Genomic DNA, 19,350 nt, shown 5'->3' with positions numbered 1-19,350 from the left:
TATGAAAGACAAGCCAACTCTGACAATTGTAACTCCGACAACTGGAAAATTTTCTGATTATTGGTTAGAACAGTTATTGAAAATTAAAGGAAATGTTGAATTTGTCTTAGTTTATTACCCTAGTGTGCCGATTCGCCCATTAGATGATCCGAGAGTAAAAATTTTAACCAGTCCCTACAAAGGGGAAATGATGCAAAGATTTGTTGGCTTACTTAATGCTACTGGTGAATATGTTTTAGCGTTAGATGATGATGATTTTGTGCATCCCGATGTAGTGGATTTAACAACTCAGTATTTTGAGAGATTCCCCGAAAGTTGGATTTTAAGGTTAAAGAAAGAAAACATTGATTTTAAAGAGCAAGAACGGATAAAACAAGATTGGGGAGAAATTCCTGATGTTCGTCAATTAGAGATTTGTAAGAAAACCCCAGAAAATCCTTATCCTTATCAGCAAGGTAATTACAAAGGTTTGTTAGAAGTTCCGGTTATTCCTTTAGACAAGAACTTAGATTTAAAATTTGCATTGTTACCTTTTACAGGAAGAAAAGATAATTTAGGCTATCATTTTGAAAACTTCAATAATGTAGTTTGGCGCAATAAATTAGTGCAACAAGCACTTGTAGATCTTTCCCAAACTACAAAAGTAATGGGTGCAATTACCTGGATACCGACATCAGGTTTCGATCGCTTATTAGGCGTATTTGTGCAGGCTAAATATTTCCAAAAAGATGCAATTATTGGTCATTGGATGCCTAGTCCAGAACAAATTCGCTATATTGATAAACCTCCCGAATTGAAACCGCCAAGATTTCATGTAATTTCTGATGCGTTGCTAGTTAAAAGATACCCGCAATATGGTTATTTATGGAATCTATTTTTAGAGAAATTCTATAACGTACCTAGAACTGTAGCGAAATTTGTCAAATGGAATTACTTTAAGAAATAAAGTTGTCATCTCCAAGCGAGATCCCCGACTTCTTGGAGAAGTCGGGGATCTTAAGGGTCTATGTGCGAGAAACTACAGATTGAATAGTTGCTAAAGGAACTTCATAGAAATACTGGCGACGGAATTGTTCTTCTTGGACAGCTGCTAAAAATTGTGCGATCGCCTCACCAACTTCACCATCCAAATTTGATGAAGGCAATTTCTGATTATTAGTAATTTGAAATTGTCCATCCCAATTTGTTACTTGAAAACCCAACTTAGCTAAGGTTTCTAACCCCAAATATAAGCAAGTATCGCTAATTCCTAATTTTTGTTGTAATCGATCCGGTGTCGCGCTTTTTCCAGTACGACTAAGATATTTTGCAATTCCTATTAAGTCTTCCCAAACTTGATTAGGCGATATTTGTTTAGGAGGTGGATAAGCAATAGCTAACTTTTTGTGACTTTGCAAAGCTTGGCGAAACCATAATTGTAAATCATCCCAATTACTTGGACATTCTCTGACAATTAATGGTTGATAATTAGAATCTTTTGATGGCGAAACTTCTGCATCTCGCCAATCTAAAATTTCCTCTAATTGAGGTTGATTGATGTGATTAAATAAATCAACCTTTTCTGCACAAGAACGCACAGCAATTAATCGCACTTCATAGCGTTTTTGGTAGGTGTTGAAATCTAGTTCTGCGATCGCATCACAACGCCCTTGAGGAATTTCATCTTTGTAATGTCCCCACCAAATCCCCGGAAAACCAACTTTACTTGATGAATCTTTAATTAAAAAATTAGTTTTGATGTAGGCAACTTTATTCCCAATTGCATCTTTGATATTATAATTTTCTAGATTCTCAAACCAGCAATTTTTAATCATTAATTGCGGTACAGGGTTGCCCATACCACAAGGTTCTAAAACTTTCATATCCCGAAACAAATCTTGGCCTAAATCTGCTACTTTTACCTCTAAATCTGCTGTGATTATTCGGTTTAATTTACTAGGATCTGCTGCGATTTGTTGTCTTAATTGATGGTTAATTGCTTCCGTAAATATGGGCAGATTTTCCAGAGGAAGACTTAAACCTGCGGCAAAAGGATGTCCACCAAATCGATTTAATAAATGTGCTTTATCTTTAACTAATTGATAAAGGTCAATTTGATTAACAGAACGCGCCGAACCTCTGGCGAAAGTAATATTTTCGGCAGTTTCTTCTGGTGTTTCTACGCTTAATAAAATAGTTGGGCGACCTGTTTCTTGGGCAACTTGTCCTGCAACTAAACCTAAAACTCCCACAGGCCAACCAACTTCAGTTAAGACAATTATACTAGTAGTTGATAAGTCTAATTGGGCTAATTTTTGCCAGACTTGTTTTTCTACATCTCGTTGTAACGCTTTGCGGCGAGAGTTAGCTAATTCGGTTTCGGACGCTAATTTTTCTACCAGTTTTAAGTCGCGACTAGTGAGCAATTCTACACAAAAAGTAGCATCTCCTTGAATGCGACTAACCGCGTTAATTCTTGGGCCAATCCCAAAGGAAATATCCGTTGGTCGATCGCCACTTTTCTTGCAAAGTTCTAGCAACCTACTTATCCCCGGATGTCGCCTTAATTTCGGTGGTTTTTGTAAATCTGTTTGTAGTTTTTCAATGCCTAATTTTGCTAAATATCGACAATCACCAGTTAATTGAACTAAATCAGCAATTAACCCGATCGCCACTAAGTCTAACAAATCTTCTAATGGATCTTGAGGCACATTTGGCAGAGTTTGATAAAGCGCTTCTACTACTTTGTAAGCAACAGCAACACCCGAAAGATTAAATAATTGATGATCGGTTGGTAAATTGCGGGGATTAATAATTGCCACTACTGGAGGTCTTTCTGGCAGTAGAGTATGATGATCGGTAATAATTACATCAATTCCTAATTTTGCTGCTAATTCAATTTCAGCTAAATTAGTGCTACCAGTATCACAAGTAACTATTAATTTAACTCCCTGTTTAGCCAGGTTTTCAATTCCTTGACAGTTCAAACCGTGAGATTCAGTAAACCGATTCGGAACGTAATAAAATAATTGCGTATTTTGCAAAAAAAACTGCCCTAAACCTTCCCATAAAACAGTAGTAGAAGTGATGCCATCAGCATCGAAATCTCCCCAAATGGCAACAATTTCTTGGTTATCTCTTGCTTTAAGCAATCTTTCCATTGCCCAAGACATTTCCTCACCAAAAGCAAAGGGACTAGCAGGTTTATAAAGGTCAGTATTTAAATACTCTGCTAATTTTTCAGGATCATTAATTCCCCTTTGCCATAACAATTGAGCAGCGTAATTACCAGACAATTCTGGCGCTTGTTGTTTAATTGCGTTAATCAACCATTCTGGCGGTTGAACTGTTGGCTGAATTTGCCATTGAGGTTGCTGATGAGGCATCTTTATTTCCTTAAATTAGGCTTGTAACTGTTAAGAAATAGGAGAAATATCAGGATTATTGTTATCGGGTAATTCTGAGTCTGTTACCATTATTTTAGTAGCAGCTTCACTCACGGCTTCTGAGGTTTTGGTAGATGGGCGACGGCGCGATCGCTTATATGCAGCCCTCTCTGCTTTTTCCCGTTCATAAGCAATTAGTCTGCCATAATATTCATGTTTACTCAAATTCATCGATAAGAAAACGTGCTGACGGGTATTACCGAAACCTTTGCGAGTAAAAAATTTCACTGCTGGCGTATTAGCTGGATCGGTATCCACCAACATAAAACGCACCCCATCTTCAATCATTCTTTCCACCAGTTTATCAACTAATTTGTCACCCACTCCGCGACGTTGAAAATTAGGATTAACTCCCAGCCAGATAATGTAACCATAAGTCCAGGTTGCTTTATTAATAATTGTACCTAAAACAAAGCCTGCTAATTGTTCATCTATTTCCGCAACTAAACAATATTCTGGATCGGTATTGTATAGTCCGATAACCTCCCATTCATCCCAAGTGCGATACAAATACGGGTACAAATCGCTGGTAAAAATATCTTCCCCCAAATGATACACTGGAGCGATGTCATCTATTTCCATATTGCGGATATAGATCGAGTTATAGTTTTCCGCTTGACTCATAAATCAATGATTATCTTTTCTATTACTTAGCCTAAATCTATAATAGATTTAATTGCCTACTTTACTATCATAGTCTGCTGTTGAATTATGAATAGCCTAACTTCATTATTAGATAAACCCGTAATTTACCAATGGCAACCCGCTACATGGGAAGATTATCTAGCTGCTTGCGAAGATCCAAATTTGGAATCAGCTAGAATATTTTTTTATGAAGGCTATCTTTTAATTGAAATGGGTAACGAAGGAATTAACCACGCTAGATTTAATAATCTCTTAACACTGGTGTTTGGCTTTTGGTTTAGTAGCAAAGGAGGACAAGCTTTTGATGATCTAGGAGGGTGCGTAATTGAAAAACCAAATGTAGGTGGAGGTGCGCCCGATCGCGTTTTATACATCGGTAAAGATTTCCCCCAATGGCAAGCAGGAGAACCGCGAAAAATTAACCTAGATAAATGGCGAACACCCGATTTAGTTTGTGAAATTGCGGATACAACTTTAGCCAATGATTTAGACGAGAAAAAACGGTTATATGCAGCTTTAAAAATCCCTGAATATTGGGTGATAGATATTAAAGGTGAAAGAGTATTGGCATTTCGGTTACAAGATAATGGTAGATATCAAGAATGTGAATTTTCTAATGTTTTGGAAGGATTACCAATTTCTTTATTGTCGGATACTTTGAAAATGTTAGTGCAAGGAAATGGAATGGCGGCGATGTGGTTCGCTCAACAAATTGCTGCTTTGTAGTGCATCTAGCCTTGCTATAATTAGAAAAATGTCAGCTTTGCAGGTAATCAAAATATGGTTTTACCGACAATTACTGAAAATATCATTTCTCTCGATCCAGGGGACGAACTAATTCTGAGATTTAGAACTTGGGAAGATTATGAGACATTGTTAAAGCTTCGAGAAGATAAAGCTGGATTGAGGATTCGCTACAACAGTAAAACCCAAGAAATTAGAATTATGTCACCATTGCCAAGACACGCTAAGAATGCAGATTTACTTGCAGATTTGGTCAAAGCTTTATTGCGACAAGCGGGGAAAGATTGGGACGCATTTACACCAGTAACGTTGAAGAGAATTAACCGCCAGGGAATCGAACCAGATTACTGTTTTTATATAGATAACCGCGATCGCATTTTAGGCAAAGAACGCATTGATTTAGAAACAGATCCGCCTCCAGATTTAGCAATTGAAATTGACTTAACTTGCACCACTAAACCGGAAGATTATCAAGCAATTTCACCTGTAGAACTTTGGGTTTACCGTCAAAATCAATTATTAATTTATCATTTCGATTCCCAACAATATCAAGAATCTCAAATTAGCCGATGGTTTCCTAATTACGATCTGAAAACTTTAATACCACAATACATCGATCGAGGTTGGCAAATTGGTTCTAGCGTGGCGCTGCGAGAGTTTGAAGATGCGTTGCGATCGCTGTGAATAGATTTGAAGATGCAAGTTTATAATGCTAGGTAAATTACCGTTACACCAAAGTACTGATATGCAAATTACGCTATCGTCAAATAAATAGAAATGGTTGAGAGCAATTTACGACAACAAATTTCACAAATAGCTATTGGCTTTCATCTGTCAGGAGAGAGCTAGATGTTAGAGTTGTACGATTTGCTAGGAAAAATTAAGCAAAGACCATCTTTATATTTGGGAAAGCGATCGCTCAGTCACCTCCATGTTTTCCTAGATGGTTATAGCTTTGCCTGCCGTCAGATTGGCATCCCAGTAACCGAACAAGAAAAAGATTTTGAGGAATTTCAAGAATGGATAGAACATCGATTTAACCAAGCAAATACTCAATCTTGGAGTCGGATTATTCTTTTTTATGCAGAAGATGAAGCAGATGCACTGAATCGCTTTTTTGAGTTATTTGAAGATTTTTTGCAACGGAAAAAGTTGCCAAAAGGTGAAGAAATAACTAATTTGGAAATGCCAGATGAAGTTAGGATTGTAGCGGGGAATAGTTGAGGACTATGTTGATAGTGAAAGAGCGATCGCACCATTTGAAGAGAGTGAGTGCGATCTCTTTTGGAATAAGTGGACGAGAGAGCGATCGCATCCAATCCTTAAAAGAATCACACTCAGAGTAAATCTTCTTCAGATAACTGTGCTATTTTCATTAAAGCTCTCAATGTTCCTACTTTCAAATCTTGATTGCGGTGAACAGGAATTGACAGAATTTGTTCTAATTCTGGGTTTTCATAGATATGATGACTGCCAGTAATTCTTTTTAAAACCCAGCCTTTCTGCTCTACAATTTTGCACAGTTGCTTGCCAGAAATAGATTTCATACAGCAATTTCCACAACTTGATCTGTAGAAGCAATATCTTCACGACTATTAGCAACTTCCAGCCAACCTTCAATAGCATCTTTTAAATTAGCCATTACTTCTTCGATCGTCTCTCCTTCAGTAATGCACCCAGGAAGCGCCGGAACTTCTGCCCAATAGCCACCTTCTTCTGCTGGATGAATGATTGCTCTAATTTTCATCTGCTTATTGACTAATTTGTTAAGCATATTGTAGCAACTATCGATCTGATCTCATGAATTATAAAGATAACGATCGTGGTTAATTGCGCCATCTTTTACATCACATTCCACAGAATTTGTACCTAAATCCCAACTAGAAGATGTTTTTTCGATGCTGGTGATAATAATTTTACCTTGTTCTTGAATAATTTCAAATTCTTGGTTCTCTCCTAATAGTTCTTTAGGGATAAATAAGCCTTGTTCGGTTGCTGTTAATTTCATGGTTAATTGCTCAATTGGTGTTGAAACTTAATCAAACTAATTCTATATTTTAAATGAAAAGTCCTCTTGCTGGCACAGCATTAGCATACCCAACAATACAACTAGGCGATCGCTTTTGTAGAAATAGTCAGGACGATCGCATTTGCAAAAAAAGAGAGATCGCACAAATAGGAGAGAGTGAGTGCGATCGCTTTTGGGATGGGGGGATGAGAGGGCGATCGCATTTGTGAGGAGGTAATGCTTACCTTAACTGTGATAATGTGACTCGTTAACAGTAGCATTAGGAAAGGTTATGATAATCCTTTCTACATTTTTTCCGATATTTTTCCTTCTAACTAAAATTTCACCTATTGATGATGTTTTTCTTAAATGTGTTCCTCCACAGGGAATAACATAACCTTTAGCTTCCCAATACCATGCCTCCGGTTCCTCTGGATGGTGATAGGTGTTTATAACATGATCCTCTCTGACCATGTTATTAGCAATATCCTGAATCTTTATTACATCTTCCTGAGTAAATCTTCTGTCTACATAGAAATCGAAGCGAGCACTGATTTCGTCTATATGACATCCCTTAACATTCTTGATAGCCTCTGGCATTACTTCACCCACACCAATAAAAACCAAATGTGATGCAGTATGACTGATAGACAACTTTTCCCTACGTTGAGCATCAATTGTTACTACCACACTATCTTCCTCTGAAACAGAGTTTAAAAGATGAATATCTTCATCAGAAACAATGTGATGAATTATTGTTTCTACATTAATTGATGGAAAATCATCTAAATATAACTTCCGTCCATACATTTTTTGAGTATCAGTAAATCTGATTACTAAACCTGTAGTTGTTTGGATAGTCCCAATATCACCCTCCTGTCCACCGCCTTCTGGGTAAGCGACAGTCTGACTAAGTTCAATCTTGTTTTCTGTTACCTTGACAACTTGGGCAGTGCAAGACTTCAAAAAGCTGTCTTCATAGTAGAGTTTTCTTGTTGATCTTCCTAGCAAATTTGGCGCTTTATACATAACAATCACCTGAATCGTAAATAAGACTAAAAACAATTACTTCTTCTTGATGGTACTGTTTCTGAACTTGTTTTATAGCATAAATATTAGCTCCACTTGAATTGCCACAAAATATCCCGTGTTCTCTTGCTAGCCATTTTTGACATCTGTAAGCATCCTCTTCTGAACAAACTATATATCTATCAACAATATTTGACAAATAGATGGCAGGTTTTACCCCTACTGCAATTCCTTGTAGATTGTGTTCTACAAATACTTCTTTTTCAATATCACAGCCTTTTGGTTGAACCACAATTATTTCAACGTCATCAAACTGTTCTTTCAATGCTAATCCTATTCCACTTGTACTAGCTCCTGATCCAACTCCTCCGACATAAATTATTTTCTTATCCTTTACTAACATTAAAGATTTTGCATAAGCAATTATTTCTTTAGAAGTCTCCTCATAATGAGCTAAAAAGTTAGAATGGTTATTAAACTGATCGACATAAAAGTAATTTTTCCCCATTTTTTTGGCATTTACCAGATAATGCTCTATTACATCTTTAGGTCTTGCCCCTCTCTCCAGCATCTCTATTCCAATTAATTTGGCTCCATAAATTTCTAACATTTTTCTTTTAGCATAGCTATAGCTAAGTCCAACAGCGAGTTCTAGTTCAAAGCCGTATTTATTTGCAAAGATTGCTAACCCTACTCCTAAGTTACCTCCCGTTTTCTCAATAATAATTTGGCCTGATCCTTTAATGAGAGAACCTGAAATAATAGCATCTTCAATCATGCGTTTGGCAGACCGCACTTTATGGTTACCACCGAAATTCATATTTTCTAATTTTAAATAAGCCCCATTGTTTAACTTGTAAATAGGTGTTAACATTTCTTTAGTCTAAGCTACAGTTTTCAAGTAATCTAAAAACCTATTCTAAAATTCGATTGTTTTATTTTTCTTCCAATTTAGTCGCTTATTCCCAGTTTTCTAAGTGCTAAAGAGTTAGAAATAATTATTTCTGAAGCACCCTTCTGAATACATAACCTCAGTTTTTTTATTTTCCTATTTATATTACAGTTGTTTTTGATACAAATTTTTGCCATTTGATCGTTTCTCTCATAAATTTGAACCGCTAACCCTTCAAATTTTATATTATCTATATCCAGTAGATAAAAATTAGCACTCTCCAGACCTTTGCCAGCTATACATACTTTTCCGTCATTCTCTAAAATGATTCCGTATATTTGCAAGTTGCTCTCAGTTGTATTATGTATTTGCAACTCGTTGGTTACAATTACTCGTGTATCAGAAGGTATATCTTTATAAATAATACTTCCAGGGCTAATTTCTACATTATCACCGATTTTTATCGAACCTAAAATTTTTGCAAATGCACCAACTTTAATGTTATTGCCTAAAGTTGGATGACGCTTTCTTCGCTCATTATCTGCTATACCTATTGCTCCTAAAAGTACACTCTGAAGCAAATAGCAATTATTTCCGATTTCGCAAGTCTCTCCAATTAAAGTGCCAAGACCATGATCAATGACTAGCCCGGAACCAATTGTAGCAGCTGGATGAATTTCAATCCCAGTCAAAAGTTTTGCTTCTTCTGAAATTTGTCTGGCAATTGCCTGTAGATATATACACTGATTACTGGTGCTTGGTAAAGAGTAAAATATCCTATTTGCTAAACGATAATACATTACTGCTTTGAAAGAAAGGTAAGAACTAATTACACATTCAAAACTTCCCATTGCTGATGGATCGCGTTGAACAAAGCTACGGAGATCAGCAATGCTTAAATTAAGCACATCATTAATAATGTTTTCCATGTTCAAACTTCTAACAATAGTATAATTTATTAGAAATTTATTAAGAATTTTATGGATCTCCTCAAGCAACATGGATCTATACAAATTTACATCTGTCATAGTTGAATCCTTAAATATACTCTTGATTAATTAACAACATGAAGTTACTTTACTTTAGCCATAAATATTTGTATTCATCACTATGATACAATAACTACAGTTATACGACGACTAACAAATGCTATAATTATGTGTTAGCATTACATTATCAAATTACTCAAAAAGCTTGCCATGTCTAACGATGAGATGTTTGCTGAGGCTGCAAATAATTGGGATTTGGAAAGACTGTACCGAGACTTAGCAGAAGCCAAGCGGCAATTTGCTCCTCGTGCTAGAAAGGGACTGACAGAGAGGGAAAAGCTTTATTTGCGGGGGCTGCTGTGCGGTTATAGTCCGGCGGAAATGGCACGCAAATTGTTACAGAGTTCTAAGGGCGTTGAGGTTTATGTTTGCAAAACTTTATACCAATACTTTAAAAGGATGGCTGATTCGCCTAACGAAAAGTTAGGAAATTGGAGAAATATCAATAACTGGTTAGAAGATGCGGGATATAAAACTAAAACTAAGCCATATTTTAACTCTAAATTTAATAATAATTTGCCTTTAGAACCATCAGTAAAGATAGTTAATATAGGTTTTGATTACAATACAGGAACAATTGATATCAATATCCGAGTATCACTTCCATCAGATTCAGAATGTCAAGAAATGGAAGAGATGGGAAAGATCGATCGCACCTAACTCCCCCCAAATCAACTAATAGAAAAAAACTATAAGTAAGTGCAAATAAATAAAGTGATAATAGTTATATGAGGATGGGGCGGGCAGGATGCCCACCCCACAAGAATTACAGCTTTCTTGTGGGGTGGGCATCCTGCCCGCCTTGGTTTTCACTTTATTTACATCTACCTACTTACTATCTATCTAATCCAATTTGCGTTAAATTTAGCGGATGGTGCGTTATTAACGCACCCTACAATAAAGCTCAACCGACAACTAAATCATGAATAGAGAAATTAACCAGCGATTAACAGCAGAAAACACAGAAATTAAACTCTTAGTTCTCGACATTGATGGTACGATCGCCGGAGAATCTAACCAAATTAATCAACCTGTCAAACAAGCAATAAAAGCAGTCCAAGCTAAAGGCGTAAAAGTTGCGATCGCCACAGGCAGAATGTACTGTTCCGCCTTACGCTTTCATCAAGATATAAATTCCGATCTGCCACTCATGGCATACCAAGGCGCACTCATCAAAGATCCTGCCACAGACAAAGTTTTACGACATTGGCCTGTATCTAAAAATTTGGCATTGCGGTTATTAGATTATTTTGAACAACCAGAACTGCGATCGCTACTTTCCGTTCACTTTTATATCAACGATCAACTTTATGTGCGGGAAATTACCCCAGAAACTCAAATTTATGCCGCACGTTCCAATATTAAAGCAATAGCAGTGGGTGACTTACGAAAAGTTTTAGATACGGAGAATGAACCAACAAAAATATTAGCATTGAGTGACGATACTGACGTAATCGAACGTCTTTTAGGTACGCTCAGAAAACAATACACCCCAGCAGAACTTTACCTCACCACATCAGTAGCTACCTTTTTTGAAGCTACTAACCCTTGGGTAAACAAAGGTGCAGCTGTGCGTTACTTAGCTGAAGAAATCTTGGGATTGCCAGCTAGCAATGTCATGACAGTGGGTGATAACTTCAATGATGTAGAAATGCTGGAATATGCAGGTATCGGTGTAGCGATGGGTAACGGCCCTGCGGAGGTGCAAGCGATCGCACATTGGGTAGCCCCCAGCGTTGAAGAAGATGGGGTGGTTGCTGCGATCGAGAAATTCATCCTTTAGAAATACCCTTAAATCAGAAAGAGAACCGACGACTGGCCGTGTTTCGTCTCGGTTCTCTTGCTGGTTCGCTCCTCACACATCTGTAACTATACAGGAGGTATTTTAATTTGTCACCCCTTTTAAGAAAATTTTCATACTTTAGGCATAGAACCTTTGGGGGAAGGCAAGCGGGCAGGGGTGCAGGGGTGCAGGGGTGCAGGGGTGCAGGGGTGCAGGGGGGCAGAGGGGACAAGGGCACATTAATTAACTCAAAACTCTCTAAACGAGAAACTCAAAACTTCCCCAGTACCCAGTCACCAACTACAATTCCAAAGGTGCTGGAACACCCAAATAGTCTTCCAACAGCAGTTGTAGAATTGCTTGGGTAGCCATGAGTAAACCTAACCTTGCTTGGGCTAGTTCTGGAACTTCTGTCTTTACCTCGCCCCAAATGCGGCATTGGCGATAAAAGTTTTCCCAGGAGAAGCTAATTTCCTGTGCGAGTTTTTCCCAATTCAACTTTTTTGATGATGCGGGACAGTACATCTCATCTAAGGCAGAAAAGAGTTGAGATATTAAGTTGCGTTCTGCCCGATGGGTTAATCGCAACTCTCCTTTCTCATTTAACCAGGGAATCGCATCAGGTGCGATCGCTCCCCATGAACCCTCCCGTTGGGCTAACCGCAACAGCGAACCACAACGCGCATGAGCATATTGCACAGAGAAAAGGGACTGGGAGGAAGTGGAGGCAGAGAAAGAAGAACTCTCCTTGTCCCCTTGTCCCCTTGTCCCCTTGTCCTCTTCTCCCCCCTGCCCTTCTGCTAAACTCTGCAACCAAGTAGCAATTCCTAAATCAGTTAATTGTAAGTGCAGCCAACCAGGAGGTACTACTTTGAGTGTGAAATATTTTTTGGGGTCATCAGATAATTCTTGACTCGATAAGTAGGAAAACTGATCCGCTATTTGGGTAGCAACATCTATTGGCGATGTTCCCCATGATTGGGACTCTTTGAAAGCGATCGCACAAATGTAAACTACTACTGTATCCTTCTGTACTCTGGTCAAAGAAAGATTACCTTTTGTAACTAATTGTTCCCTAATCTGACTACATTTTTTTTCTAAAATTGAAGTATCAAGATCATCCTTTTGGCTGATGTTGTTCTGTTCTTCAGCCAAAAGTAGCGGAGGTATTAAATTTGGCTGATGTGGTACTGTATTAATTGTCCTTTTCAGCCAGAACAGCAAAAACCGTTTAGCGGCGGGGAACTTGGTGGTTAGTAAACTCTGATTCATGAACAAGCAAGCCCACAGCAAATTTACCTTTCTTTTTTGCCATCTATCTACAGAGGTAGATTGCATCAAATATAACAAATATAAAAGTCAAATTACAGATTGATTAATTCATTCTAAAGTATCTTTTATTACTTTAAAAATCTAGTAAAACTTATATAAAGATAGTATGAATCAAGCTTGGTCAAATGAGATTAATTTGACCAAGATTGAACAGTAAAATCTCGCCGATGACGAAGGCAATAATAATACACTCTTTAGTTGACACTCAAAGCTATGCTCCCACAATCTGTTTCTTTAGAACCAAACACTTTAAATTCAGAAGCACTACGTCCTGAACCAGCACGCCCATTTCTGACATGGCAGCGCATTCTTGACTGGGCGAATGAACACTATCGCTGCCGGACTTTTAGCAAAGATGAAAAAATTCCCGCCCGTCCGGGACTACTTTACTTAGTGCAGCGAGGTGCAGTGCGAATGGTAGGTGTTGCCCAAGTTAGTGCAACTCATCGTAATCAAGGGGCACGCGCCATCGCCAATATGAACCAGGAAGAAGCGTTTTTAGGTTTCATTGGTGCGGGACAACCTTTTGAAATTGTAGCTCAATCGCCTTTTACCCTACATAGTTATGCTCACATTGACCAAACTTCGGTAATTTGGATGTATTGGCATGACTTAGATAATTGGCCTCATTTTCGCCGGGAAGTGTTAGACGCATTTCGCTATCAGCACCAACGGAAACTGTTGTGGTTGAGTACTTTGGGACAGCGCCGGACGATCGATCGCCTCTTAGGATTCCTCACACTGTTAATAGAAGAATACGGCGAACCCGCAGAACAAGGTTACAGTCTACCTTGGACATTAACTCATGCTCAAATTGGTAGCGCGATCGGTTCCACTCGCGTCACCGTTACCCGCCTGATGGGTAAACTACGGCAACGCGGATTAATCCTCACCCAAGATGATAACCTCATCTGTTTGCCTGCGGATACAGCACTACGTCGTTAGAAGGGCTATGGGATCGCCCAGGCGGGAAATTTTGGTGAGGGAAGGGAAAAGTGAAAAGTTATGAGTTTTAAGTTTTAAGTTTTGAGTTTTCTTTGCAATTTAACTCAAAACTCATAACTTGATGCTCAAAACTAACTCCTTTGCCCTCCATCCGTTTTATAACTTAATTCGTAAGTTGAAGAAGAGGTGGCAAAAAGTGGCATTTGCAGAGTAAAACTGGCACCTTTTCCCAGATGCGATTCTAGGGTAATTGATCCACCATGAAGTTCTGCTAATTTCCGGGCGATCGCTAAACCCAAACCAGTTCCCGAAAATTTCCGTGATAAAGAAGTGTGAATCTGAGAAAACGGAGAAAATAGTTTTACTTGGTCACTAGGATCGATCCCAATCCCAGTATCCCAAACGGTAAAATTTACATTTTCCGTAGTGTAGTTGTTAACCGTTTCCCGAGAACGATAAACTCTTAAACCAACACTTCCTTTTGGCGTGAACTTCACTGCATTAGTGAGTAAGTTAATTAAAATTTGTTTGAGGCGAATCGGATCGGCAACCAAGAATTCTAAATCGCTAGCCACTTCTACTTCTAAAGATATACCTTGAGCGATCGCTCGTTCCCGGATTAAACCAATTACATTTTCTGTTATCTCATGAATAAACACAATTTGCGGATCTAACTCCAAACGTCCAGCCTCAATCCGAGACATATCGAGAATATCATTAATCAATTCCAGCAAATACTGACCGCTGCTATAAATTCGATCGACATATTCCTTTTGTTTAGGATTGAGTTGACCAAAGCATTGTTCTAACAGCACGCTAGAAAAGCCCAAAATTGCCGTTAAAGGCGTGCGTAACTCATGACTAGTATTAGCAATAATTTCTCCTTTTACCCGGTTTAAAGTTGACAACTCTTGATTCTTTGCTTCCAAAAGTTGCACTTGGCGAGATTGGCGAATTGCTAAGGTACATTGACTCGCTACTTGCTCAATTAAGAGAATTTCATCTTGGCTAAAATGATGGGGTTGAGATTGCAATAAAGCAATTCCTCCAATTAAACCTTGGGTATCCCAAATTGGACTAATCAACACCATATTTGCTCTGGTTTCGGGTTGACTATTCTTGAAGGGAATTAAACCCAAATAAGTTTTTCCCGCTAACAATGCAGCACGACAATTTTCTGGTAATTCCTTAAGTAGTAAGCGTTTCCCTACCAGTGAGACTTGGTTATTAATAATCTCAGAAGATTGCTCATCTTTAAAATACTCATGTTCTACTTCTAATACTTCTTCGGTTGCTTGGAACAGCATCGCACAACAACCATCAATTTCTAAAGCTGTTACTAAACCTTCCACAGCTGTTTGCAGGATTTGATCTTCTTTCAGTTCTTGGCGTAGTGATACCGTTAACTTACGAATTAATTGCTCAAATTGTAGCGATCGATTTAAAGTCAGCGTCCGTTCTTTCACCCTTTCTTCTAATTCCTGAGTGTAAGCTTGCAATTGTTGTACCAAACTTGCTTGTTCAAAAGCGATCGCCATTTGATTCGCCACCGCTTGCACCAACTGTCTTTCATCTTCCGTCCATTTTCTAGGTAAGCGACATTGATGAACAATCAACAAACCCCAAAGTTTCCCCTGCTCCAACTCCAAAGAATTATCTTTGCGTTGTTGAATCGCCGCCACCATAATACTTCGCACCTCCATTTGTTCTAACATTTGTCGATAGCATTCCGACAATTCCTCAGTGCGAACATCTATGCTATGCCAAAGTCTACCTTGACTGTAAGCTTGTAAATAACGTTGGGGAATACAATCAGCTGGAAAACTTTTTCCTTTAATTGATTTAAATGCTGGTTTTACAGCTTCCGATGTACAAATACCAGTAGCATCTGCTTGTAACTGATAAGCTACTACGCGATCGGCATTCAAAGCAGCCTGTAATTTTGTCACTCCAATTTCCAAAATCTTGGGAAAATTAAAACTGTTGCGAATTGTCGCCGCAATTTCACTTAGTAATGCTTCTCGTTCCCGTCTTTCTTTAATCTCTTTTTCTGCTTCTATAATATAACTTAAATCATTAACAAACACCAACAAATAGCTATCTTCCGTTTCTAAATTCCCCCGCAAAAACATCGTTACTTCCGCCCAGACGATCGCACCATTGCGGCAAATAAAACGCTTTTGCAAAGAACATTTTCCTGGTAACTCGCCATTAAGTAATTGACGAATAAACTTCATGTCATCAGTAAAATCATCTGGATGGGAAATTGTCCGACAATCTAAACGACGTAACTGTGCTTCTGTGTAACCAATCAAATTACTCATTGCTGGATTGGCTTTTATAATACCACCATCCAAACTCATGTAGAAAATGCCTACAGGTGATTCATAAAATAAGATCTCCTCCTCTTGGGAGTTTTCCTGCTGAGTGGGAAAAGAACATAGAACTTTGGCAATTTTTCCCCTCTCTTGCTCTTTCCACTCTCGATGTACCATATTTAATTCTCCATTCCTGGCTCCACTAGCAGAAGTTTTGGCTAATGGTAATAATTGTAACCACAATTTTTGCCATAAAATAGTGTCGTTAATTAAACTTTGCGCTGTTAATTCTGTGCATAGCTGTTGAAATTCCCCATTTTCTCCAATTGCTAACGCCATACCATGACGATCGCACTCTGCCACACCTACCATCACCGCTGATAAACAAGTGTAAAAATCAGCATTACTCAAGTCTAGTATGATTTTATTTAGTCTTTATTTCCCAAATGTAGACAAATATTTATATAAAACATCTTTATCATCTTTAAAAGCTAATTTCTTAAAGTAATCTCGACTAACGGATAGGTACAAAACCAGCTTTGCCAATTAATTCTTGACCTTCGTCAGTAAGCAACAAATTAGCGTAAGCTTCACCCCCTTGCTGCTCTATTTGACCATTTTGTTTCACAATCACAAACAAATTGCGCGTTAAAGGATATTTACCTTGCTGAAAAGCAGCAAGGTTCAACTGATTGCGTCGAGTTGGACATTGAGACAAAGGTACAAACGGTTCTTGATAAGGTGCGACAAATTCGCCTTGTTTGCGACCTATAGGTATTGATTTAACAGTACACTGCGGCACTACCTCTGGTGCAGAAGCGTAATAAATTCCACCCGTAGTATTAGCAATTTTCCGTAAAGCTTGAGTTGTCGTGTCAATAAGTTCCACATTGGGAGTAAAATTTTTCTCCTTAAGAATTTCTTCTAAAAACATATCTACCGTTCCACCAGAACCTTTAGGACGAGAAAAAGAGCGATCGCGTTACTTGCGATTGAATTGATGCTAAAGCAGATTTGCTATTAAGTGCTGTTAGTACTTCTTCTGCGGAAGCAAAGCGTTGCTGGGGTGCAGGTAAAAGCATTCGGTCTAAAATATTAGCTAATCGATCGCTCACCTGCACATAATTTCGCCATCGCCATTCATTGTTGTAAGAATCATATAACTCCCCAGGAGATTTACGAGTAAGTAAAGTTAAACAACTCACAGCAAGAGCATATAAATCTGTCGCTGGATAAACTTGAAAACCACTCATTTGTTCTGGAGGAGCATATCCCTGAGTATAAATGATTCCTGTAGATTTGTGAGAATTTTCCGAAATCGGTACGCTTGTTACTTGTTTAACTGCGCCAAAATCTAATAAATGCAAACGACCTTGGCGATCGCGCATAATATTAGAAGGCTTAATATCGCGATGAATCGTCCCTTTTTCATGCACAAATTGTAAAACCGGGAGAATTTCCCGCAAAATTTCTACCACTTCATCTTCCAAAAATTTCCCCTTTAGTTTCTGTTCTTCTTCTAAAGTTTGACCGTTGATAAACTCTTGTACCAAATAAAAAAATTGCTCTTCTTTTCCCAAACTTCGATTGAGAACAGTTAACTCAAAAAAGGCATATAAATCTGGAATTTGTGGATGTTCATTTCCCAGCTGTTCTAAAACTGCTGCTTCCCGTTCAAACAAATTTTGTGCTTTTTGGAGTTGATTAGGGGTTAAGTTTTCAGGAGGGCGAAACACTTTTACCACACAACTACGCTTAGTCGGAGTATCGCGATCGCGTGCTAAAACCGCCACCCCAAATCCTCCTTTACCCAACAATTTCCCCGGTAAATAACGATCTCTTAAAATCAACGGCATCCCACAAGCAGTGCAATACTTTTGTGACACTCGTTTAAGAACAGTTAAATCGTCGAGTTCCGGGAAATAATTTACCGGACGGGGACAACCTGAACGAGTACAGTAAAGTTCCATGAAAGTGGATTGTTTATTTGAGCTTTTGGCAACCGCAAAGGCTATGAACCATTAGCCGGAAAAATTTTACCAGATTGAGGAAGCACAGCAGTTTTGTGAGAATTAGCCAGATTAGCGGTAGCTTCTACAATTTCTTTGCTCCATCCCGGCATGGCAAACAAAGGCAAAATTTCCTGACTAAAAGCTTCTGCTGCTTTAGAACGGTAACGATGGGGATTAAAAATTACCGACAGCATTCGTTTTACCACCACTTCATCAATATTGGCACGATGGAGAATTCCCATTTGTAGCTCTTTTTCGATCGCCGAAACTGAAACAAAAGCTGCACCTAAACCCGACTGTACAGCATTTTTAATTGCCTCTATGGAATTAAGTTCCATTTCAATTTTCAACCTGCGAGTATCAATACCACAGCGAGTCAGGACTTGATCGATTACCTTACGAATTGTTGATTGAGAATCGAGCGCAATAAAATTTAACTTGTACAAATCTTCTTTTTGGATAATTTCCAACTTAGCAAAGGGATGAACCACCGGAATAATTAACGCTAACTCATCCTCTACATAGGGTTGGATTTGTAAAGATTCGTTCAATTCCGAGGGAATTTCGCCGCCAATAATTGCCAAATCCACTTGTCCATTAGCCACACTCCAAGCCGTGCGCCTTGTGGAGTGAACGTGCAATTGTACCGACACATCTGGATATCTTTGCCGGAACATTCCGATCATCCGAGGTAACAGGTAGGTTCCAGTTGTTTGGCTGGCTCCCACAATCAGGGTACCACCCTGGAGATTCTGCAAATCTTCGATCGCACGACAAGTCTCTTCACAAAGCGAGAGAATTTTTTCGCCGTAGCTTAACAGGAGATATCCTGCCTCTGTTAATTGTGCCCTGCGCCCACCGCGATCGAACAACGGCACATCCAACTGCCTTTCCAAGTTCTGCACTTGTAAACTCACAGCGGGTTGGGAGACATACAGACTATCTGCGGCGCGTTTGAAACTTCCCTCTGCGGCGATCGCTTTGAGAATACGCAACTGATCTAAAGTAAAAGGAAGGTCGGTCATACGGCTAAACCTGAATGTGAAAAGGAGCCAGAAGACGACAAACCCCGTTAAATTGGGTTTGACTCAAACGCTTAATTACTAATACAGTTTAGAGATCTTAGGTACATATAGGAAGTAATACCGCCCAAGAAAAGTCTTCTTTC

19 protein-coding genes and 2 pseudogenes are annotated in these 19,350 nt (G+C 38.7%); 8 read left to right on the top strand and 13 right to left on the bottom strand.

Going from position 1 to position 19,350, the window contains the following annotated elements:
• Position 1 precedes the first annotated feature (1 nt).
• Positions 2-946, top strand: coding sequence for a glycosyltransferase family A protein (locus ACE1CI_RS30975; protein ID WP_413267590.1), 945 nt, complete (start codon positions 2-4; stop codon positions 944-946).
• Positions 947-1,004: 58 nt separating this feature from the next.
• On the opposite strand, the gene recJ is transcribed toward ACE1CI_RS30975, so the two are convergent.
• The gene (gene recJ / locus ACE1CI_RS30970) at positions 1,005-3,365 is read right to left on the bottom strand and encodes a single-stranded-DNA-specific exonuclease RecJ (protein WP_413267589.1); all 2,361 of its coding nucleotides are present in this window, start codon (positions 3,363-3,365) and stop codon (positions 1,005-1,007) included.
• Positions 3,366-3,395: 30 nt separating this feature from the next.
• The gene (locus ACE1CI_RS30965) at positions 3,396-4,049 is read right to left on the bottom strand and encodes a GNAT family N-acetyltransferase (RefSeq protein WP_413267588.1); all 654 of its coding nucleotides are present in this window, start codon (positions 4,047-4,049) and stop codon (positions 3,396-3,398) included.
• An 87-nt stretch (positions 4,050-4,136) separates the two neighbouring features.
• Between ACE1CI_RS30965 and ACE1CI_RS30960 the strand changes: the two genes are divergently transcribed.
• From ACE1CI_RS30960 to ACE1CI_RS30950, 3 genes are all read left to right on the top strand, one after another.
• A complete protein-coding gene (locus ACE1CI_RS30960; RefSeq protein WP_413267587.1) occupies positions 4,137-4,796 on the top strand; it encodes a Uma2 family endonuclease in 660 nt (219 codons plus the stop codon).
• Between the two features lie 54 nt (positions 4,797-4,850).
• Positions 4,851-5,498: a Uma2 family endonuclease gene (locus tag ACE1CI_RS30955; RefSeq protein WP_413267586.1), complete on the top strand. Its 648-nt coding sequence runs from the start codon at positions 4,851-4,853 to the stop codon at positions 5,496-5,498.
• A 165-nt stretch (positions 5,499-5,663) separates the two neighbouring features.
• On the top strand, positions 5,664-6,038 hold the full coding sequence (locus tag ACE1CI_RS30950) for a hypothetical protein (RefSeq protein ID WP_413267585.1): 375 nt from the start codon (positions 5,664-5,666) through the stop codon (positions 6,036-6,038).
• A gap of 113 nt (positions 6,039-6,151) precedes the next feature.
• On the opposite strand, the gene ACE1CI_RS30945 is transcribed toward ACE1CI_RS30950, so the two are convergent.
• Genes ACE1CI_RS30945 through ACE1CI_RS30935 form a run of 3 tightly spaced genes read right to left on the bottom strand, consistent with a single transcriptional unit; the run spans position 6,152 to position 6,822 of the window.
• Positions 6,152-6,361, bottom strand: coding sequence for a type II toxin-antitoxin system HicA family toxin (locus ACE1CI_RS30945; RefSeq protein WP_027249129.1), 210 nt, complete (start codon positions 6,359-6,361; stop codon positions 6,152-6,154).
• Entirely contained in the window at positions 6,358-6,561 is a 204-nt protein-coding gene (locus ACE1CI_RS30940) for a type II toxin-antitoxin system HicB family antitoxin (protein ID WP_413267584.1), read from the bottom strand. The genes ACE1CI_RS30945 and ACE1CI_RS30940 overlap by 4 nt, the downstream gene beginning before the upstream one ends.
• 51 nt (positions 6,562-6,612) lie before the next feature.
• Entirely contained in the window at positions 6,613-6,822 is a 210-nt protein-coding gene (locus ACE1CI_RS30935) for a hypothetical protein (RefSeq protein WP_413267583.1), read from the bottom strand.
• A 53-nt stretch (positions 6,823-6,875) separates the two neighbouring features.
• On the opposite strand from ACE1CI_RS30935, the gene ACE1CI_RS30930 reads away from it, so the two are divergent.
• Positions 6,876-7,052, top strand: coding sequence for a hypothetical protein (locus ACE1CI_RS30930; RefSeq protein WP_413267582.1), 177 nt, complete (start codon positions 6,876-6,878; stop codon positions 7,050-7,052).
• A 16-nt stretch (positions 7,053-7,068) separates the two neighbouring features.
• Here the strand turns inward: ACE1CI_RS30930 and ACE1CI_RS30925 are convergent, their stop codons facing one another.
• From ACE1CI_RS30925 to ACE1CI_RS30915, 3 genes are all read right to left on the bottom strand, one after another.
• Positions 7,069-7,851: an alanyl-tRNA editing protein gene (locus ACE1CI_RS30925; RefSeq protein ID WP_496615938.1), complete on the bottom strand. Its 783-nt coding sequence runs from the start codon at positions 7,849-7,851 to the stop codon at positions 7,069-7,071.
• Positions 7,844-8,725 (bottom strand): pyridoxal-phosphate dependent enzyme, encoded by an 882-nt coding sequence (locus ACE1CI_RS30920; RefSeq protein WP_496615937.1) that lies wholly within the window; start codon positions 8,723-8,725, stop codon positions 7,844-7,846. The genes ACE1CI_RS30925 and ACE1CI_RS30920 overlap by 8 nt, the downstream gene beginning before the upstream one ends.
• A gap of 77 nt (positions 8,726-8,802) precedes the next feature.
• Complete coding sequence (locus ACE1CI_RS30915) at positions 8,803-9,771, bottom strand: serine O-acetyltransferase (protein ID WP_413267579.1); 969 nt, start codon at positions 9,769-9,771, stop codon at positions 8,803-8,805.
• A 171-nt stretch (positions 9,772-9,942) separates the two neighbouring features.
• On the opposite strand from ACE1CI_RS30915, the gene ACE1CI_RS30910 reads away from it, so the two are divergent.
• Both ACE1CI_RS30910 and ACE1CI_RS30905 read left to right on the top strand, forming a co-directional pair.
• Positions 9,943-10,452 (top strand): helix-turn-helix transcriptional regulator, encoded by a 510-nt coding sequence (locus tag ACE1CI_RS30910; RefSeq protein WP_413267578.1) that lies wholly within the window; start codon positions 9,943-9,945, stop codon positions 10,450-10,452.
• A 262-nt stretch (positions 10,453-10,714) separates the two neighbouring features.
• Positions 10,715-11,575 carry a Cof-type HAD-IIB family hydrolase gene (locus tag ACE1CI_RS30905; protein WP_413268080.1) on the top strand — a complete coding sequence of 287 codons (861 nt, stop codon included), beginning with the start codon at positions 10,715-10,717 and terminating at the stop codon, positions 11,573-11,575.
• 300 nt (positions 11,576-11,875) lie between these two features.
• Here the strand turns inward: ACE1CI_RS30905 and ACE1CI_RS30900 are convergent, their stop codons facing one another.
• Positions 11,876-12,913 carry a DALR anticodon-binding domain-containing protein gene (locus tag ACE1CI_RS30900; protein ID WP_413268079.1) on the bottom strand — a complete coding sequence of 346 codons (1,038 nt, stop codon included), beginning with the start codon at positions 12,911-12,913 and terminating at the stop codon, positions 11,876-11,878.
• Between the two features lie 207 nt (positions 12,914-13,120).
• Here ACE1CI_RS30900 and ACE1CI_RS30895 point away from each other — a divergent pair, with 207 nt between their 5' ends.
• Positions 13,121-13,852, top strand: coding sequence for a Crp/Fnr family transcriptional regulator (locus ACE1CI_RS30895; protein ID WP_413268078.1), 732 nt, complete (start codon positions 13,121-13,123; stop codon positions 13,850-13,852).
• 131 nt (positions 13,853-13,983) lie between these two features.
• On the opposite strand, the gene ACE1CI_RS30890 is transcribed toward ACE1CI_RS30895, so the two are convergent.
• From ACE1CI_RS30890 to ACE1CI_RS30875, 4 genes and pseudogenes are all read right to left on the bottom strand, one after another.
• Positions 13,984-16,581 carry an ATP-binding protein gene (locus tag ACE1CI_RS30890; RefSeq protein ID WP_413268077.1) on the bottom strand — a complete coding sequence of 866 codons (2,598 nt, stop codon included), beginning with the start codon at positions 16,579-16,581 and terminating at the stop codon, positions 13,984-13,986.
• A 103-nt stretch (positions 16,582-16,684) separates the two neighbouring features.
• Positions 16,685-17,146, bottom strand: a pseudogene (locus ACE1CI_RS30885) (PstS family phosphate ABC transporter substrate-binding protein); the annotation flags it as partial.
• 34 nt (positions 17,147-17,180) lie between these two features.
• Positions 17,181-18,140: pseudogene (locus tag ACE1CI_RS30880) on the bottom strand (protein kinase domain-containing protein); the annotation flags it as partial.
• Positions 18,141-18,181: 41 nt separating this feature from the next.
• The gene (locus ACE1CI_RS30875) at positions 18,182-19,207 is read right to left on the bottom strand and encodes a LysR family transcriptional regulator (protein ID WP_413268074.1); all 1,026 of its coding nucleotides are present in this window, start codon (positions 19,205-19,207) and stop codon (positions 18,182-18,184) included.
• Positions 19,208-19,350 lie beyond the last annotated feature (143 nt).

This window comes from Floridaenema flaviceps BLCC-F50, assembly GCF_041929275.2.
Classification (GTDB): domain Bacteria; phylum Cyanobacteriota; class Cyanobacteriia; order Cyanobacteriales; family Aerosakkonemataceae; genus Floridanema; species Floridanema flaviceps.
This window is presented reverse-complemented; position numbering and strand designations above follow the sequence as displayed.

Excerpts from the sequence above, each read along its gene's own strand:
- ACE1CI_RS30975 (WP_413267590.1), top strand. The coding sequence starts at position 2 with ATGAAAGACAAGCCAACTCTGACAATTGTAACTCCGACAACTGGAAAA.
- recJ (WP_413267589.1), bottom strand. The coding sequence starts at position 3,365 with ATGCCTCATCAGCAACCTCAATGGCAAATTCAGCCAACAGTTCAACCG.
- ACE1CI_RS30965 (WP_413267588.1), bottom strand. The coding sequence starts at position 4,049 with ATGAGTCAAGCGGAAAACTATAACTCGATCTATATCCGCAATATGGAA.
- ACE1CI_RS30960 (WP_413267587.1), top strand. The coding sequence starts at position 4,137 with ATGAATAGCCTAACTTCATTATTAGATAAACCCGTAATTTACCAATGG.
- ACE1CI_RS30955 (WP_413267586.1), top strand. The coding sequence starts at position 4,851 with ATGGTTTTACCGACAATTACTGAAAATATCATTTCTCTCGATCCAGGG.
- ACE1CI_RS30950 (WP_413267585.1), top strand. The coding sequence starts at position 5,664 with ATGTTAGAGTTGTACGATTTGCTAGGAAAAATTAAGCAAAGACCATCT.
- ACE1CI_RS30945 (WP_027249129.1), bottom strand. The coding sequence starts at position 6,361 with ATGAAATCTATTTCTGGCAAGCAACTGTGCAAAATTGTAGAGCAGAAA.
- ACE1CI_RS30940 (WP_413267584.1), bottom strand. The coding sequence starts at position 6,561 with ATGAAAATTAGAGCAATCATTCATCCAGCAGAAGAAGGTGGCTATTGG.
- ACE1CI_RS30935 (WP_413267583.1), bottom strand. The coding sequence starts at position 6,822 with ATGAAATTAACAGCAACCGAACAAGGCTTATTTATCCCTAAAGAACTA.
- ACE1CI_RS30930 (WP_413267582.1), top strand. The coding sequence starts at position 6,876 with ATGAAAAGTCCTCTTGCTGGCACAGCATTAGCATACCCAACAATACAA.
- ACE1CI_RS30925 (WP_496615938.1), bottom strand. The coding sequence starts at position 7,851 with ATGTATAAAGCGCCAAATTTGCTAGGAAGATCAACAAGAAAACTCTAC.
- ACE1CI_RS30920 (WP_496615937.1), bottom strand. The coding sequence starts at position 8,725 with ATGTTAACACCTATTTACAAGTTAAACAATGGGGCTTATTTAAAATTA.
- ACE1CI_RS30915 (WP_413267579.1), bottom strand. The coding sequence starts at position 9,771 with ATGACAGATGTAAATTTGTATAGATCCATGTTGCTTGAGGAGATCCAT.
- ACE1CI_RS30910 (WP_413267578.1), top strand. The coding sequence starts at position 9,943 with ATGTCTAACGATGAGATGTTTGCTGAGGCTGCAAATAATTGGGATTTG.
- ACE1CI_RS30905 (WP_413268080.1), top strand. The coding sequence starts at position 10,715 with ATGAATAGAGAAATTAACCAGCGATTAACAGCAGAAAACACAGAAATT.
- ACE1CI_RS30900 (WP_413268079.1), bottom strand. The coding sequence starts at position 12,913 with ATGCAATCTACCTCTGTAGATAGATGGCAAAAAAGAAAGGTAAATTTG.
- ACE1CI_RS30895 (WP_413268078.1), top strand. The coding sequence starts at position 13,121 with ATGCTCCCACAATCTGTTTCTTTAGAACCAAACACTTTAAATTCAGAA.
- ACE1CI_RS30875 (WP_413268074.1), bottom strand. The coding sequence starts at position 19,207 with ATGACCGACCTTCCTTTTACTTTAGATCAGTTGCGTATTCTCAAAGCG.